Source organism: Micromonospora sp. LA-10 (assembly GCF_051853095.1).
In the GTDB taxonomy this organism is placed as follows: Bacteria; Actinomycetota; Actinomycetes; order Mycobacteriales; family Micromonosporaceae; genus Micromonospora; species Micromonospora echinospora_A.
In genome coordinates this window covers 4,083,108-4,098,058 of sequence record NZ_CP195710.1, presented here as the reverse complement: position 1 = coordinate 4,098,058, position 14,951 = coordinate 4,083,108, and the positions used below count along the sequence as shown (strand labels likewise).

General features: G+C 74.1%; 16 protein-coding genes. 3 read left to right on the top strand and 13 right to left on the bottom strand.

Going from position 1 to position 14,951, the window contains the following annotated elements; translation table 11 throughout:
* Nucleotides 1-85: 85 nt before the first annotated feature.
* The 5 genes from ACSDG8_RS19375 to ACSDG8_RS19355 form a co-directional block, all read right to left on the bottom strand.
* The gene (locus tag ACSDG8_RS19375) at nucleotides 86-1,336 is read right to left on the bottom strand and encodes an outer membrane protein assembly factor BamB family protein (protein ID WP_210894146.1); all 1,251 of its coding nucleotides are present in this window, start codon (nucleotides 1,334-1,336) and stop codon (nucleotides 86-88) included.
* 68 nt (nucleotides 1,337-1,404) lie between these two features.
* Entirely contained in the window at nucleotides 1,405-1,887 is a 483-nt protein-coding gene (locus ACSDG8_RS19370; protein WP_210894148.1) for an SRPBCC family protein, read from the bottom strand.
* A 112-nt stretch (nucleotides 1,888-1,999) separates the two neighbouring features.
* Nucleotides 2,000-2,209, bottom strand: a complete 210-nt coding sequence (locus tag ACSDG8_RS19365) for a DUF397 domain-containing protein (protein ID WP_043327931.1) — start codon at nucleotides 2,207-2,209, stop codon at nucleotides 2,000-2,002.
* 174 nt (nucleotides 2,210-2,383) lie between these two features.
* Nucleotides 2,384-3,583 (bottom strand): fumarylacetoacetase, encoded by a 1,200-nt coding sequence (gene fahA / locus ACSDG8_RS19360; protein ID WP_210894426.1) that lies wholly within the window; start codon nucleotides 3,581-3,583, stop codon nucleotides 2,384-2,386.
* A 110-nt stretch (nucleotides 3,584-3,693) separates the two neighbouring features.
* On the bottom strand, nucleotides 3,694-4,560 hold the full coding sequence (locus tag ACSDG8_RS19355) for a hypothetical protein (protein WP_210894150.1): 867 nt from the start codon (nucleotides 4,558-4,560) through the stop codon (nucleotides 3,694-3,696).
* A gap of 94 nt (nucleotides 4,561-4,654) precedes the next feature.
* Between ACSDG8_RS19355 and ACSDG8_RS19350 the strand changes: the two genes are divergently transcribed.
* The gene (locus ACSDG8_RS19350; RefSeq protein ID WP_210894153.1) at nucleotides 4,655-5,821 is read left to right on the top strand and encodes a homogentisate 1,2-dioxygenase; all 1,167 of its coding nucleotides are present in this window, start codon (nucleotides 4,655-4,657) and stop codon (nucleotides 5,819-5,821) included.
* A 55-nt stretch (nucleotides 5,822-5,876) separates the two neighbouring features.
* Here ACSDG8_RS19350 and ACSDG8_RS19345 read toward each other — a convergent pair whose 3' ends face one another.
* Genes ACSDG8_RS19345 through ACSDG8_RS19335 form a run of 3 tightly spaced genes read right to left on the bottom strand, consistent with a single transcriptional unit; the run spans nucleotide 5,877 to nucleotide 9,665 of the window.
* Nucleotides 5,877-6,917 (bottom strand): NAD(P)-dependent alcohol dehydrogenase, encoded by a 1,041-nt coding sequence (locus ACSDG8_RS19345; protein WP_307856126.1) that lies wholly within the window; start codon nucleotides 6,915-6,917, stop codon nucleotides 5,877-5,879.
* Between the two features lie 46 nt (nucleotides 6,918-6,963).
* Nucleotides 6,964-8,262 carry a tetratricopeptide repeat protein gene (locus tag ACSDG8_RS19340; RefSeq protein WP_210894156.1) on the bottom strand — a complete coding sequence of 433 codons (1,299 nt, stop codon included), beginning with the start codon at nucleotides 8,260-8,262 and terminating at the stop codon, nucleotides 6,964-6,966.
* 50 nt (nucleotides 8,263-8,312) lie between these two features.
* The gene (locus ACSDG8_RS19335) at nucleotides 8,313-9,665 is read right to left on the bottom strand and encodes a BTAD domain-containing putative transcriptional regulator (protein ID WP_210894158.1); all 1,353 of its coding nucleotides are present in this window, start codon (nucleotides 9,663-9,665) and stop codon (nucleotides 8,313-8,315) included.
* A gap of 175 nt (nucleotides 9,666-9,840) precedes the next feature.
* Between ACSDG8_RS19335 and ACSDG8_RS19330 the strand changes: the two genes are divergently transcribed.
* Nucleotides 9,841-10,371: a hypothetical protein gene (locus tag ACSDG8_RS19330; protein ID WP_210894160.1), complete on the top strand. Its 531-nt coding sequence runs from the start codon at nucleotides 9,841-9,843 to the stop codon at nucleotides 10,369-10,371.
* 38 nt (nucleotides 10,372-10,409) lie between these two features.
* On the opposite strand, the gene ispF is transcribed toward ACSDG8_RS19330, so the two are convergent.
* Genes ispF through ACSDG8_RS19315 form a run of 3 tightly spaced genes read right to left on the bottom strand, consistent with a single transcriptional unit; the run spans nucleotide 10,410 to nucleotide 12,186 of the window.
* Nucleotides 10,410-10,892, bottom strand: coding sequence for a 2-C-methyl-D-erythritol 2,4-cyclodiphosphate synthase (gene ispF, locus ACSDG8_RS19325; RefSeq protein ID WP_043327925.1), 483 nt, complete (start codon nucleotides 10,890-10,892; stop codon nucleotides 10,410-10,412).
* A gap of 59 nt (nucleotides 10,893-10,951) precedes the next feature.
* Nucleotides 10,952-11,647, bottom strand: coding sequence for a 2-C-methyl-D-erythritol 4-phosphate cytidylyltransferase (gene ispD / locus ACSDG8_RS19320; RefSeq protein WP_210894162.1), 696 nt, complete (start codon nucleotides 11,645-11,647; stop codon nucleotides 10,952-10,954).
* 53 nt (nucleotides 11,648-11,700) lie between these two features.
* Entirely contained in the window at nucleotides 11,701-12,186 is a 486-nt protein-coding gene (locus ACSDG8_RS19315) for a CarD family transcriptional regulator (protein ID WP_013288937.1), read from the bottom strand.
* 328 nt (nucleotides 12,187-12,514) lie between these two features.
* Here ACSDG8_RS19315 and ACSDG8_RS19310 point away from each other — a divergent pair, with 328 nt between their 5' ends.
* Nucleotides 12,515-13,210: a hypothetical protein gene (locus ACSDG8_RS19310; RefSeq protein ID WP_210894165.1), complete on the top strand. Its 696-nt coding sequence runs from the start codon at nucleotides 12,515-12,517 to the stop codon at nucleotides 13,208-13,210.
* Nucleotides 13,211-13,217: 7 nt separating this feature from the next.
* On the opposite strand, the gene ACSDG8_RS19305 is transcribed toward ACSDG8_RS19310, so the two are convergent.
* Both ACSDG8_RS19305 and ACSDG8_RS19300 read right to left on the bottom strand, forming a co-directional pair.
* Nucleotides 13,218-13,823 carry a hypothetical protein gene (locus ACSDG8_RS19305; RefSeq protein ID WP_210894166.1) on the bottom strand — a complete coding sequence of 202 codons (606 nt, stop codon included), beginning with the start codon at nucleotides 13,821-13,823 and terminating at the stop codon, nucleotides 13,218-13,220.
* 39 nt (nucleotides 13,824-13,862) lie between these two features.
* Nucleotides 13,863-14,915, bottom strand: coding sequence for a type III polyketide synthase (locus ACSDG8_RS19300; protein WP_210894428.1), 1,053 nt, complete (start codon nucleotides 14,913-14,915; stop codon nucleotides 13,863-13,865).
* Nucleotides 14,916-14,951: the final 36 nt, after the last annotated feature.

Sequence of the window (14,951 nt, the reverse complement as noted above, 5' to 3'; positions counted from 1 at the left end):
GGACCGGCCCGGGCGTCTCGTCCGACAGCAGAGCGAGTAAGAGAATTATAGGGCGTTTTGTCCGTTTCCTGGGTCGAATCGCCGGTCAGGTGACGGCGAGCAGCACCGGCTCGGCCATCAGGAAGTAGCCCTGGTCGTCGTCCTCCGGCGTGGCGCTCTCCCGCAGCCGTTCCACAGCGACGTAGCCGTCCACCGCGTACGCCCGGCCCGGCCGCCAGCCGATCCCGTCCCGCCCGACGTCCAGCACGAAGCTGGACCGGGTCGCGCCGGTGAGCGGGTCCACGGTGACCAGCTCCCGCCGGTCGGTCAGCAGGTGCACCCGCCCCGGCTCGGTCGCGAGTACCCGGGCCGGATGGATGTCCGCCCGGCGCCACAGCTCCGCGCCGGTACGCGCCGAGCGCCCGGTCACCACGCCGCCCGACGTGTCCACCACCCGCTCGCCGTCAAGCACCGTGTCCACGGCGTCCAGGCCCGGCGCGGCGCTCGGCTCGCCCGGGTCGGTCACCAGCCAGCCCTTGCCGCCCGCGCCGCCCGGCCCGGCGGTACGCAACCCGCGACAGCCGGAGTGCCCGTGCGGGCAGCCGACCGGCGTGACCACGAGCTGTTCCGGCGCGTCCGGGGGACGCCAGCGGGTTCGCACCGTACCGGTCGCCGCGTCCCGCAGCTCGACGGTGGGCGGCCCCTCGCAGCTGTCCACCCCGACCACCTCACCGCTGGCGGTGGTGCCCACGTCGGTCCGGCAGTCCCGCGCCACGTCGGCGCGCCAGAGCCGGCGGCCGTCCGCGAGGTCGTACCCGCCGACCGCGCCGGGACCGGCCGAGACCAGCACGGTCCGGCCGCCGGCACGCGCAACGTGCAGCCCGGCCGGGTCCCAGACCGTGGCGGCGTAGGTCCGCCTCGGCTTCGGTACCGGCCCCGGCTCCGGGCCGTCGGCCCGCCAGGCCACCCGTCCGGTACGCGCGTCCAGCGCCACCAGCTTCCCGTCGGACCAGCGGCTGACCACAGTGGTGTCCTGGGCGAGCACCCCGGTCAGCGTGGCCGGCCAGCGACGGTACGACCAGAACGGGGTGACCCGGTGCCGCCCGGTGGCCGGCTGGTCCGCGTACACCTGACGGGCGCCCGCGAAGACGCGCACCCGGCCGTCGACGACGAGCGGCGCCACCGGCAACCGCCCGATCACCCCGGCGGTCGGCGCGGGCGCCGCCGGGTACGGCTCCCGGGCGACGGTCTCGACCTCGGCCGGCGCCAGCACCCGGACCACCACGGCGACCGACGCCGCGACGGCGAGTACCGCCACCAGCGCCACCACGGCCCGCCGCCTCGCGGCCTTCGCCATCCGTCACCTCCGCCCCGGCACCCTACCGGCCAGGTGCGGGCCGGGGCGCGGCGAGCGGCCAGGTCGGCTCAGGCGGCTTCGGAGGACCGGGCCGGGCCGGCGGCCAGCGCCAGGTCGGCCAGGTCGCGCCGCAGCGCGCCCTCCACCGCGCGGGCGGCCAGGCCGCCGAGGATCAGGGCCAGCACCCGGCCGTACGGGCGGGTCGGCGCCGCCTCGTGCTCGACCGTGACCTCGGTGCAGCCGCGGCGTCGCCGCTCGACGGTGCGCAGCGTCCAGGTGATGCGGTAGTCGGCGCCGGTGCCGCGCGAGCCGAGCACCAGGCGGCTCGGGGCGACCGCCTCGATCACCTCGAACTCCTCCGGTTCGGCGCCGCCGTCCGGCCGGACGCGGGTCTCCCGCCAGGTCGAGCCGGGCCCGAACGCGCCGGTGCCGAGCACCTCGACCGCGCCCACCGCCGAGAGCCAGTCGGCGCGGGCCGGGAGGTCGGTCAGCACGCGCCACAGGTCGGCGTCCTGCGCTTCGATGAATGCGGATACCGTGACCGTCGACATGGCACCTCCCGTGTCGTACACGGTACGGGCCGTGACGGAAAACGGGGAGCCTCGCTGTGACATTTCCACCGCCGGTGCCCCGATCCGGGGCACCGGGGTGTGGCGCGGACGGTCAGCCGCGGAACGAGCCGCCCCGCAGTGCGGTGACGAACGCTGCCCAGCCCGGTGGGCTCACCGCGAGCGCCGGGCCGTCCGGGTCCTTGGAGTCGCGTACGCCCACCACGCCGTGCGCCGCGACCACGTTCGTCGCCACCTCGACGCAGAGACCCTGATCGTTCGAGCGGCTGCTGGTGCGCCAGACGGCGCCGGTCAACTCGGTCATGCTCGTCCTTCCTGTTCGGCTACCCGGGTACGCCCCCCGACCCGGCACCATCGGCGGCTCCGGCTCGACCGGGAGCCGCCGTCCGGGGCGTACGTGATCCGGAGCGATCAACGCGGAAGGAAACGGCCCCGGTCGCACATCGGGTGCGACCGGGGCCGTTCGGGAAGGCGGAACTCAGCGGGCCGGGAGGATCGTCCCGGTGACCTCGCCCAACGCGACTGTGGTGCCGTCCGGGCCGGGCGCGGTGGCGGTGATCGTCACCGTGTCGCCGTCCTCCAGGAACGTCCGCTCGCTGCCGTCGGCGAACTTGACCGGCTCGGACCCGCCCCAGGTCAGCTCCAGGAACGACCCGACCTGGCCGCGTTCCGGCCCGGAGACGGTGCCGGAGGCGTAGAGGTCGCCGGTACGCAGCGACGCGCCGTTGACGGTGAGGTGGGCGAGCTGCTGGGCCGGGGTCCAGTACATGCCGGCGAACGGCGGCTCGGCGACCCGCTCGCCGTTCCACTCGACCGACAACGTCAGGTCCAGCCCGACGTGCGGGGTGGCGCGCAGGTACTCCTGCACCGGCGGGTCCTGGTCGGGCGCGGGCACGAACGCGTCGGCGAGCGCCTCCAGCGGCGTCACCCAGGCCGAGACGGACGTGGCGAACGACTTGCCGAGGAACGGCCCGAGCGGCTGGTACTCCCACGCCTGGATGTCCCGGGCCGACCAGTCGTTGACGAGCACCACGCCGAAGACGTGGTCGGCGAAGTCGGCCACCGGCACCCGCTCGCCGAGCCGGCTCGGCACGCCCACCACGAAGCCCACCTCGGCCTCGATGTCCAGCCGGACCGACGCGCCCGTGGTCGGGCCCTGCGCGCTGGCGCGCTGCCCGGTGGGGCGTACCACCGGGGTGCCGGAGACGACGATCGTGCCGGCCCGGCCGTGGTAGCCGATCGGCACGTGCTTCCAGTTCGGCAGCAGCGGCGGCTGGCCGGGCCGGAAGATCTGCCCGACGTTCGAGGCGTGGTGCTCCGAGGAGTAGAAGTCGACGTAGTCGGCCACCTCGAACGGCAGCAGCATCTCGACCTCACGCAGCGGCACCAGCAGCGGCTCGGCAGCCGCCCGGTGCTCCGCGTCGGTGAGCAGCTCGACGAGCCGCTGCCGGACCGCCGTCCACTGCGGGCGGCCGAGCGCCAGGAAGGCGTTCAGCGTGGGCCGGCCCAGCGCGCCGCCGGCCAGCACCAGACCGGCCGCCTCCGCGCCGGCCAGGTCCAGCGCGAAGTCACCGATGCGGACGCCGATACGCGGCTCGCCCTCGCCGTGCCGGAACACGCCGTACGGCAGGTTCGTCACCCCATACGGCGACCCCGCCACACCCGGAACCCAGCTCATGCCGTGCCGGCCGGGCATGCCCTCACGGCCCTCGCTCCGCTCGGTGCGTTCGCTCATGCCGTGCTGGCCGGGCATGCCCTCACGGCCCTCGCTCCGCTCGGTGCGTTCGCTCATGCCTCGTAGCCTCCGTTCACCAGCCCCAGCCGGATCAGATCGGTAAGTGGTTCGGAGATGCTGCACGAGCCGTACCCGACCCAGAGCGGGCGCTCGGCGTCGCGGTGCGCCCGGGCCGGCTCGACCACGCGTACCGGGTCGGTGGCGGCGAGCAGTTCGGCCACGCCGTCCACCTCCGTGCCCCCGACGGCGGCGAGCGTGGCGCCCAGCACGTTGACGAAACCGTGGTGGTTGAAGCCGGTCTCCGGGTCGCGGTGCCGGATCGCGTGGTGCAGCCCGGCGGTGAGCTTGAACGGCAGCTTCCGGTCCCGGCAGGCGCAGATCACCGCGGCCAGCTCGACCGGGGTGGGGAACAGCTCGGCGGCGAGCCCGCCGGTACGGAACTTGGCCGCCACCGGCAGCCCACCGGCGCGTGCCTCGGCGAGCGTGTCGAGCGCGCCCATCAGGCCGAAGGTCAGCGGGATCTCCGCGTACACGGCGGTGCCGTAGAGCCGGTCGGCGAGCGTCACCAGCTCGGACAGACCGGGTTGCGGGTCCTCGCCGCGCTTGGCGACCGGCGCCTCGATCTGCCGGGCGGTCACCCCGTCGGGCGCGAGCGCGTCCAGGGCCAGGGGGAGCTGGTCCAGGCCGGTGTCGCCGATCAAACCGATGACCAGGCCCTCGGCCGGGTCCACCAGGCCGCTCAGCGACCCGCGCTGGATCTCCGAGGCGGGCAGCAGCAGCGGGCCGACCATCTCGGCGTACCAGGCGGCGCGGTGGGCGCGGTGCGCGGTCACCGCGTCGGGCAGCGGGGCGTTGCCGGGCGGAAAGACCGCGGCGTCGTCCACCAGGCCGGAGAGGAGGCGGGGCACCTGCGTTGACACGAGACAAGAATGTACGGGACGCTACGAGGAACGGACAACAGCGTCCGATTATCGGACGCCACCGGCCGGAGAACGGGACATATCGGGAGGCGAGATGCCGTACTACCGCAGCGTCGGCGACGTGCCGCGCAAGCGCCACACCCAGTTCCGCCAGCCCGACGGCACCCTCTACGCGGAAGAGCTGGTCGGCCAGGAGGGCTTCTCCTCCGACTCGTCGCTGCTCTACCACCGGCACGCGCCGACCGCGATCCTCGCCGCCGAGGAGTACGCCCCACCCACCGTCACCCGCGTGCCGAACCTGCCGCTCAAGCCGCGCCACCTGCGCACACACAAGCTCGACGGCGCCGGCGCGGACCCGGTGCTCGGCCGGCAGTACCTGCTCGCCAACGACGACGTACGCATCGCGTACGTGCTGGCCGACCGCCCGTCACCGCTGTTCCGCGACGCCACCGGCGACCACTGCCTCTACCTGGAGGCCGGATCGCTGCGCGTCGAGTCGCCGTTCGGCGTGCTCGACGCGGTCGCCGGCGACTACGTCGTCATCCCCACCTCGACCATCCACCGCCTGGTGCCCACCGGCGACGAGCCGACCCGGCTGCTCGCCGTCGAGGCGTCCGGCCACATCGGGCCGCCCAAGCGCTACCTCTCCGTACGCGGGCAGTTCCTGGAGCACGCGCCCTACTGCGAGCGCGACGTCCGGGGGCCGGACACCCCGCTGCTGGTCGACGGCGAAGAGGTGGAGGTGCTGGTCAAGCACCGGCGCGGCTGGACGAAGTACGTCTACGCCAACCACCCGTTCGACGTGGTCGGCTGGGACGGGCACATGTACCCGTGGGCGTTCTCCATCCACGACTTCGAGCCGATCACCGGGCGGATCCACCAGCCGCCACCCGTGCACCAGACGTTCCAGGGCCCGAACTTCGTGATCTGCTCGTTCGTGCCGCGCAAGGTGGACTACCACCCGGCCGCCATCCCGGTGCCGTACAACCACCACAACGTCGACTCCGACGAGATGCTGTTCTACACCGGCGGCAACTACGAGGCCCGGCGCGGCTCCGGCATCGAGCAGGGCTCGATCTCGCTGCACCCGTCCGGCTTCACCCACGGCCCCCAGCCGGGCGCGGCCGAGCGGTCGATCGGTGCGGAGTTCTTCGACGAGCTGGCGGTCATGGTGGACACGTTCCGCCCGCTGGACCTCTGCGACGCGGCCGCCGCCTGCGAGGACGACGGCTACGCCTGGACCTGGGCGCGCAAGTCCTGACGTACGCGAAAAGGGGCCGCGCCCGGCACGGACGCGGCCCCTTCGCACGCGGTCGTCAGAACGTGGACGCGTCGATGACGAAGCGGTAGCGCACGTCGGAGGCGAGCACCCGCTCGTACGCCTCGTTGATCTTCTCGGCCGGAATGACCTCGATCTCGGCGCCCAGCCCGTGCTCGGCGCAGAAGTCGAGCATCTCCTGGGTCTCCGCGATGCCGCCGATGTTCGACCCGGCGAACGAGCGACGGGCCGGGATCAGCGAGAACGCGTGCACCGACAGCGAATCCTCCGGCGCGCCCACGTTGACCAGCGTCCCGTCGACCGCCAGCAGCCGCAGGTACGCGTCCATGTCGAGGGTCGCGCTGACCGTGTTGATGATCAGGTCGAACGAGCCGGCCAGCTCGCGGAACGTCTCCTCGTCGGAGGTGGCGTAGTAGTGGTCGGCGCCGAGCCGCAGCCCGTCCTCCCGCTTCTTCAGCGACTGGGACAGCACAGTCACCTCGGCGCCCATGGCGTGGGCCAGCTTCACGGCCATGTGGCCGAGGCCGCCCATGCCGATCACCGCCACCCGGCTGCCCGGCCTGGCGTTCCAGTGCCGCAACGGCGAGTACGTGGTGATGCCGGCGCAGAGCAGCGGCGCGGCGGCGTCCAGCTCGATGCCGTCCGGGATGCGCAGCACGAAGTCCTCGGTGACCACGATGGCCTGCGAGTAGCCGCCCTGGGTCGGCTGGCCGTCCCGGCCCACCCCGCCGTACGTGCCGGTGCTGCCCTTCAGGCAGTACTGCTCCAGCCCCTTACGGCAGTTGTCGCACTCCCGGCAGGAGTCGACCAGGCAGCCGACACCCACCCGGTCGCCGACGGCGAACTTCGTGACCGCGGAGCCGACCTCCCGCACCACGCCGGCGATCTCGTGGCCGACCACGATCGGGTAGCGGGTCGGGCCCCACTCGCTGCGCGCGGTGTGGATGTCGGAGTGGCAGATGCCGGAGAACTTGATGTCGATGAGAACGTCGTCCGGGCCGAGGTCCCGCCGCTCGATGGTGGTCGGGGCGAGCGGTTCGGTCGCGGACGTCGCCGCGTAGGCATTGACGGTGAGCACGGGTCCCCGCATTCCTTGAGCCGGTGTTTCCGGTCCTCCTACCCTCTCACCGGCGAGCGAACGCGGTGAGTCCGGCCACCACCGACGCGGTGACCGCCCCGGCCAGCGGCCACGGGCCGCCGACCAGCGCGTACGCGAGCAGCAGCACCACCGCGGCGGCGGCCGCGTAGACCGGCACGGCGAGGCCGCGCGACATCGCCTCCCGCAGCCCGGGCCGCCACGTCGCCGGACGCCGCAGCAGCACCGCCACGCCGGCCACCGCGAGCACCGCGAACAGTCGGGACGCGCCGGACGAGGCCGGAGCCAGGACGCCGGCCAGCAGGCTCGCGAGCAGCGACCAGCCGGCCACCGACAGCAGGAGCCGCCGGATGCCGTCGTCCACGGTCCGGACCGGGTCGGGGCGGGCCACCGGCAGGTCCGCCAGCGCGGTCAGCTGCTCCAGCGTCTCGGCGTAGCGGCGTCGTTCCAGCCGGGCCACGCCCACGTCCTGCCCCGCCTCGCCCAGTTCCGGGTCCAGTCGCAGCGCCTCCCGGTAGGCCCGCTCCGCCAGGTCGAACAGTTGCAGTCGCACCGCGACCAGGCCGAGCACCAGGTGCGCCTCCGCCTCCTCCGGGGCCAGCTCGACACCCCGCCACGCCGCGTCCAGCGCCGCCTGCCCGTTGCGCGACGCGGAGAGGATGGCGGCGGCGCTGCGCTGCGCGTACGCGTCGCCCGGGCCGCGCGCCAGGATCTCGTCGGCGGTGGCCGCGGCGGGCTTCCACCGCCCCAGGTCGAGCAGCGCGAGCCCGCGTGCCACGAGCACCGGCAGGACGACCGCGGCCGTGTCGGCGGCGCGTGTCCCGGCGCCGGACAGCTCAGCGCCGGATCGCGCGGCGGCCTGCTCTGCGCCGGTCACGTCGGCACCCGGCGGGGCGGTGCTCGACGCCTCGGCGGGAGGCGCTCCGGCGCCCGGCGTCTCGGGAGGCGGCGGCGCGGCGCCAGCGGCTGCGGGCGGAGGTGCCGTCGGCGCTGTGGCATCGGTGGCGGCCGGGGAGGCCGTGCCGTCGACAGCGGGCGGCTCGGCGCTCCTCGGGACCGCGCCGTCGGCGGACGTCCCCACCGCCGACGACATACCGGGGGCGGCGGCGACGGCCGTCTCGGCGACGGCCAGCGCTTCCGCTGGGCGGTCGGCGGCCAGGTGCATCCGGGCCAGCATGGTCAACGCGGGCAGGTGCCCCGGCTCGTCCGCGAGCAGCGCGGTGAGTTCGCCGATGCCCTCGTCGTAGCGACCCAGCTCGGCGAGGAGGTGGGCGCGTTGCAGGTAGCCGTCGGCGGCGGACTGGTCGGGAACGGCGTCACTCGGCATCCCGGCGAGCGTATCCGCCCCGGCCCACCGGCTGCCGACAGCACCCGTCGTCAGGCACTCCGGCAGGCGAGGCCCGCCCGGCCGCCGCACGTCCCGAGACTGCACCACCGGCGCAGCCCGCTCTCGTCCAGGAACAACCATCCGCAGCGCCGGTCCGGGCAGACCCGCACCGTGAACCGTGCCGGATCGGCGAGCAGCTGCGCGCCGCTGAACGCGGCGGCGTGCACCGGCACCCGAAGGCCGGCCGCGAGGTCCGGCCACCAGCGTCCGCGTCCGTCGGCCGCGCGCCGGAAGACGAGCGTACGGGCGGCGGCCTCGGCGGCCCGGGCGACCGCTTCGAAGGCCGGGCCGTCGTCCGGGTCGACCAGGCCGGCGTAGAGCGCGGCGCGGAGCGTACGGGCCTCGTCGAGCACTGCCTCCGCCGTGCCGGGGTCGCGCCGCGCGAGGTGCAGCAGACGGTTCATCGACATCTCGTCCACCAGCCCGACGTGGCCGGCCCAGACGGCAAGGGTGCGATAGCCGCGCAGCCACTCGGCGCCGGGCAACGGGGACTCGCACCCCCAACCGGCGAGGGTGTTGCAGAAGTCCAGGGCCGGGTGGCCGCCCACGCTCCACGGCAGGCTCTCGCCGTTCACCCGGATCTCGTGCATCGGCCGGCCGACCCGGTCCAGGCGGTCGTCGCCCGCGAGCACCCGCCGCTGCACCTCGCGCAGCCGGGGCCCCGGCTCGACACCGAAGTCGGCCACGAGCAGGTCCCGGGTGGCGCGGTAGAGGCGCAGCGCGTCGGCCCGCCGGGCACCCCGGTACAGGGCGGTCATCAGGACCGCCACGAGGTGTTCCCGCGTCGGGTGCTCGGCGGCCAGCGGCATCAGTTCGGCGATCGCCCGCGCGTGCTGGCCCAGCGCGAGCTGCGCCTCGGCCCGCAGCTCCACAGCAACCAGGCGCAGCTCCTCGACGGTGCCGTGCAGCCGGTGCCGCAGCTCGTCGTCCGCCGCGTCGGCGAGCAACGGCCCGCGCCAGAGGGCCAGCGCCCGGTCGAGCGACCGCACCCGCTCGGCGGGATCTGCGGCTCTCCCGGCACCCCGGACCAGTTCGGCGAACTCGTCGACGTCGACCCGGTGCCCGTCCTCCTCGACCACGTAGCCCTCGCCCCGGGTGCTGATCCGCACCCCGTACGCGTTGAGCGAGCCCCGCAGCCGCCCGACGTACGTCTGCACCACGCCCCGGGCGGTGACCGGCGGCCGGCCGTTCCAGAGCAGGTCGATGAGGCGGTCGGTCGGCACCACGCGGCCCACGTCGAGCAGCAGCACCCCGAGCAGGCATCGCTCCTGGCGTCGGCTGCCGACCTCGACCGGCCGGCCGTCGTGGCGGGCCTCGAACGGCCCGAGCAGGCGGAACTCCATACCGAACAGGACCGGTCGAGCCGGGCCGGAGGTTGCCGTGCGGCGGTGATCGCATGGTCAGCCGTCCGGCCGTCCGGCCCGCCCGCTCGGAGCATCCCGCGCGTCGCGGTCAGCCCGTGGTGAGCCGGCCCGGCGATCCTGGCCGCCCTGACCACCGACGAGATGGAGAGCGGACATGCGTTTCAGGATGAGCGTCGCGGTGGCGGCGATAGTGGCAGTGGTTGTCGCGGGGCTACCCGGCTCGGCGTCCGCCGCGCCGGACCGGCACCACGGCGTCGGCGCCTGGGAGCCGGCCCCGCAGCCGCCGTTCGAGATGCCCGCCGGCGCGCGATGCGAGTTCGCGGTGCGGGTGGAACCGATCGTGGACGAGGTACGGAAGCTGACGATCGAGACCTACCCGGACGGCGCGCCGAAGCGGGAGTTGTTCACCGGCGCCCTGATCAACCGGGTGACGAACCTGGAGACCGGTGCCACGTCCACCGCGGACGCGAGCGGCACCTCGCTCGTCGTCTACCGCACCGACGGCTCGATGACCTGGTACGTGACAGGGCCGGTGCTGCTCGGCTTCCGGGAGAACGCCGGCACGCTGCCGAAGGGGCTGTGGATCGTCGACGGCCAGTTCCGGGTGGAGTTCTCCCCCACCTACGACAAGACCATCACGATGCTCCACGGCACAACGCACAACGTCTGCACCGACGTCGACTGAGCGCCGGACGCGGTGACCGGCGTCCGGCGGTCACCGCGTCAGTCGGCCGGGGCTTCGTAGACCAGGGCCACCGCGATGCCGGCAAGTCCCTCGCCACGCCCGGTGAAGCCCAGTCCGTCGGTGGTGGCGGCGGAGACGGTCACCGGCGCGCCGACCGCCTCGGAGAGCACCCGCTGCGCCTCCTCCCGGCGCGGCCCGATCTTGGGGCGGTTGCCGACGACCTGCACCGACACGTTGCCGATCCGGAACCCCGCCGCGCGTACCCGGCGTGCGCTCTCGGTCAGCAGCGCCACCCCGGAGGCCCCGGCCCACTCCGGCTGGTCCACCCCGAAGTTCGCGCCCAGGTCACCGAGGCCGGCGGCGGAGAGCAGGGCGTTGCAGGCGGCGTGCGCCGCCACGTCGGCGTCGGAGTGACCGGCCAGGCCGTCCTGGTCCGGCCAGTGCAGACCCGCCACCCAGCAGGGCCGGCCGGCCGCGAACGCGTGCACGTCGGTGCCGACGGCCACCCGAGGAACGATCATGACCAGAGGGTACGCGGACACCCCCGCGCGCCACTCGGGCACCGCGAGAGAGTTCTTGGTCAGGCGCCGGTGGAGAGAAGGTGTTCGGCCAGGGACAGGTCGAACGGGCGGGTGACCTTCAGAGCCAGCTCGGAGCCGGGCACGCAGGTGACAGCGATCCCCTGCTTCTCGACCAGGCCGGCGTCGTCGGTGAGCGCGTCACCCGCCGACCGGTGGGCCGCGAGCAGCACCGAGCGGCGGAAGCCCTGCGGCGTCTGCACCGCCCGCAACGCGGACCGGTCGACGGTTCCGAGCACCCGCTCGGCCGCGTCGACCTCCTTGACGGTGTCGACCACCGGTAGCACCGGGATCACCGCGTCGTGCCCGCCGCGGACCGCCGCCGCCACCGACTCGACCAGGTCCGGCGGGGTGAGCGCGCGGGCCGCGTCGTGCACCAGGACGATCTCCGGGCCGGCGGGTACCGCTGCGAGGGCCGCCGCCACCGACGCCTGACGCTCGGCGCCGCCGGGCACCACTGTCACCGGTGCCACGGGCGCCAGCATCGCGCGTACCGCCTCGACGTCGGTGGCCGGCGCGGCCACCACGATCGTGTGCACCGAGGGCGCGGCGGCGACCCGGCGTACGGCGTGCACCAGCAGTGGTTCACCGGCGAGCAGCCGGAGTGCCTTGGGGGCGCCGGGTCCGAGGCGTACCCCGGCACCTGCCGCAGGAACGAGGACCGCGACGTCACCGCGCGGATTGAGCTGCGCGGTCACGTCGCGGTCCTCGGATTCGTTCGCTGCGGGGTGGGTAGAGGCAGAGGTGTGGATCAGGCCTCGGTCAGCACCTTGTCGAGCAGCGTCTCGGCCTCGTCCTTCGTGCTCTTCTCCGCCAGCGCGACCTCGCCGACGAGGATGTCACGGGCCTTGGCGAGCATCCGCTTCTCGCCCGCCGACAGGCCCCGCTCCCGCTCCCGGCGCCACAGGTCGCGGACGACCTCGGCCACCTTCAGCGGGTTACCGGAGGCCAGCTTCTCCAGATTCGCCTTGTAACGCCGCGACCAGTTGGTCGGCTCCTCGGTGTGCGGTGCGCGGAGCACGTCGAAGACCTTGCCCAGGCCCTCTTCGCCAACCACTTCGCGCACACCCACGATCTCGGCGTTCTCGGCGGGCACCCGGACCGTCAGGTCACCCTGCGCGACCCTCAGGACGAGGTATTCCCTGGGCTCGCCCTTGATGACCCGAGTCTCGATTGCCTCGATGAGTGCGGCCCCGTGGTGGGGGTAAACAACGGTCTCGCCGACACTGAAAACCATAGGTTCGAAACCCCTTTCGCTGTGTCTAGGGTAACACGCTCAGGCACCGATGTCTCACCGCTGTCCTGACCGTTGGCGCAGCTCAGGGGCCCTGTGAGAGGTCTTTCTTCAGCTTGACAGGCGGTCAAACCGATGCTTTCGACACGCTCCGTGAGGAACACGTGACAACCCGGTAACGGGTGACGGGAGCGTCCAGATCTAGGGCAATGCGCTCCTTCCATGGTAGCTCCGCAAGTCCGTCCGCGCCCAGGTGTGGCGTTACGGCGACCGGTACGGGACGCTGGGAAGGGACGCGACGTCCGCTCGCCGAGACGTTCCTGGGGGTCCGATGGGCGTGCCTGACGCTGACGGCCAGGGGCCGCCGGACGGACTCCCCGGCCTGCCTCCGGAGTGGGGTCGCGTGGTCGTACCGGACGACGCCTCGGCGCTCGCCGACGAGGCCCGGCAGGTCCGCCGCGAGCTTCGACGCGCACGAGCGGCCACCGGCCGGCGCACCGGCCCGCTCCGCCTCGGACTGCCGGCGCTGGTCCTGCTCGTATCGGTGCTGATCACACTCGCCGGCCTGGCGGCGGTGACCTGGCCACGCGCCACCCGGTCCGGCGCACCGACCGTGCTACCCCACGGCGGCGGCGCAGCGCCGCAACCGGTCGGCCCGCTACCCGCGCTGGACCTGGTCGGCGCCGACGACACCCCGGTACCGCTGCGCAGCCTGCTGCCCGCCATGATCATCCTGACCGACGCCTGCGCCTGCGCCGAGCAGGTCACAACGGCGGCCCGAGCCGCCCCGCCGGGCGTCACCGTGGTCACCGTGACCGCGGGCCGGCGCGCCGGGGCGACGAGCGTCCCGGGGGTACGCCCACTCGGCGACCCGGCCGGCGGGCTGCGCTCCTACCTGCACCTGTCCGCCCAACCCGGCATCGCCCCGGCGCTGCTGGTCGACCGGCAGGGCGCGCTGGTGCGGGTGGTGCCGGAACTGGGCCCGCTGTCGGACTACGGGGCCGACCTGGCCCGTCTCGCCGGCTGACCGACGCTCAGTAGAGCGCCTCGAGCCGGGCGTCCAGGTCGGCCCGGCCCCGTATCGCGACGAACCGCATCTGCACCAGCTCGCCCCTGCCGCCGACCACCGGCACCTCCAGCTGCCCGCCGCAGCGCAGCACCCGCTGGAGATCGTCGTCGCCGAGGCCGGAGACGAATACGGCGACCACGCCGTCACCGGCACAGCTCACCGAGAGCCGGTAGTGGTCGCCCCGCGTGGGCCGCACCTGCCGGACGACAGGCGGCGCGCCCGGCGTCAACCGGGACCTCTCCCGCCACACGACGTGTGACGCCTGGAGCACGCGCGTCGTGCCGTCGTCCTCCACCCGTATCACCACCGAGCGGTCCGGCTCGGCACGCGGCCCGCGGCGTGGGCCGAGCGACGCCCCCGGGTCACGCACGGCGCGTGGCACCGGTCGCGCTTCGCCCGTCGACGGGTCGACCCGCCAGTTGCGAGGGGTCAGATCGACACTCGCGGACGCGGCCGACGTGGCCGGACCAGGCTCCGGAGCCGCCGACCGCCACCAGGCCGAGCCGAGCAACAGCGCCAGGACGGTCAGGCCGGCCAGCAACGCCCGCCCGTCCCGCTCCTCGGAGGCCATGCCGGCAGCGTATCGGCGCGACGCGGCCGGGGCGACCCGTCAGCCCACGCGTTCCAGCAGCGCCGCGTAGAGCGTCAGCCCCGGACCGAAGGCCAGCATCACCACCCAGCGCGGCGGCGACGGCTCCGTACGCCACAGCCGGTCCAGGATCAGCAGCACCGTCGGGGACGAACAGTTGCCGTGTTCGGCGAGCGTCCCCCGGGACGCGGCGAGCCCGTCCGGCGGCAGGGCCAGCTCACGCTCCACCACGTTGAGGATCCGTGGCCCGCCCGGGTGCACCGCCCAGCCGTCCACGTCGGACCGGTCGCACCCGTGCCGGGCCAGCAACTCGTCGACCAGGTCCCGGACGTGCCGGGAGAGGACCTGCGGCACCTTCGGCGACAGCCCCATCCGGAAGCCGGTGTCGGTGACGTCCCACGTCATGTGGTCGGCAGTGGAGGTGTCGGTGACCGAGGTGACCTCGCGCAGCGCGTACCCCCGGCCGCCGGGGACGACCACGGCGGCGACCGCCGCGTCCGAGAACAGCGCGTGGGAGACGATCTGCTGGGTGTCCACCCGAGCGCCCGGCGGCTGGATGTGCAGGCTGGTCAGCTCCGCGCAGAGCAGCAGCGCGGGACGCCCCCGGGCGGTGACGAAGTCGCTCGCCGCGCCCAGCCCGGGCAGGGCCGCGTAGCAGCCCATGTGCCCGACGAACATGCGCTGGGTGCTCGGCGACATGCCGAGGTCCCGGGCGAGCAGGATGTCCAGCCCCGGGGTGGCGTACCCGGTGCAGGAGCAGACCACGAACATGCCGATGTCGGCGGCGTCCAGGCCGGCGGCGGTGAGCGCCCGGCTGACCGCCTCCTTGCCCAGCGGCAGCGCCTCGACCTGGTAGCGGCGCATCCGGCGCTCGGTCGGCCACTCCGAGACGTCCTCCAGCAGCGGGTTGACCGCCGCCTGCCGCCGGGTGACGCCCGAGTTCGCGAAGATCCGCTGCGCCAGCGCCCGGGTGTTCCCCTGGAAGTGCCCCGCGAAGAAACCAGTCCACAGCTCGTCCTGGTCCGCGCCCGGCGGTTGTGCCGTACCCAGACCCGCGATCACCGGTATGCCCACGCCCTCGCCCTCCCTCACCTCTCGCACCGCCTCCTG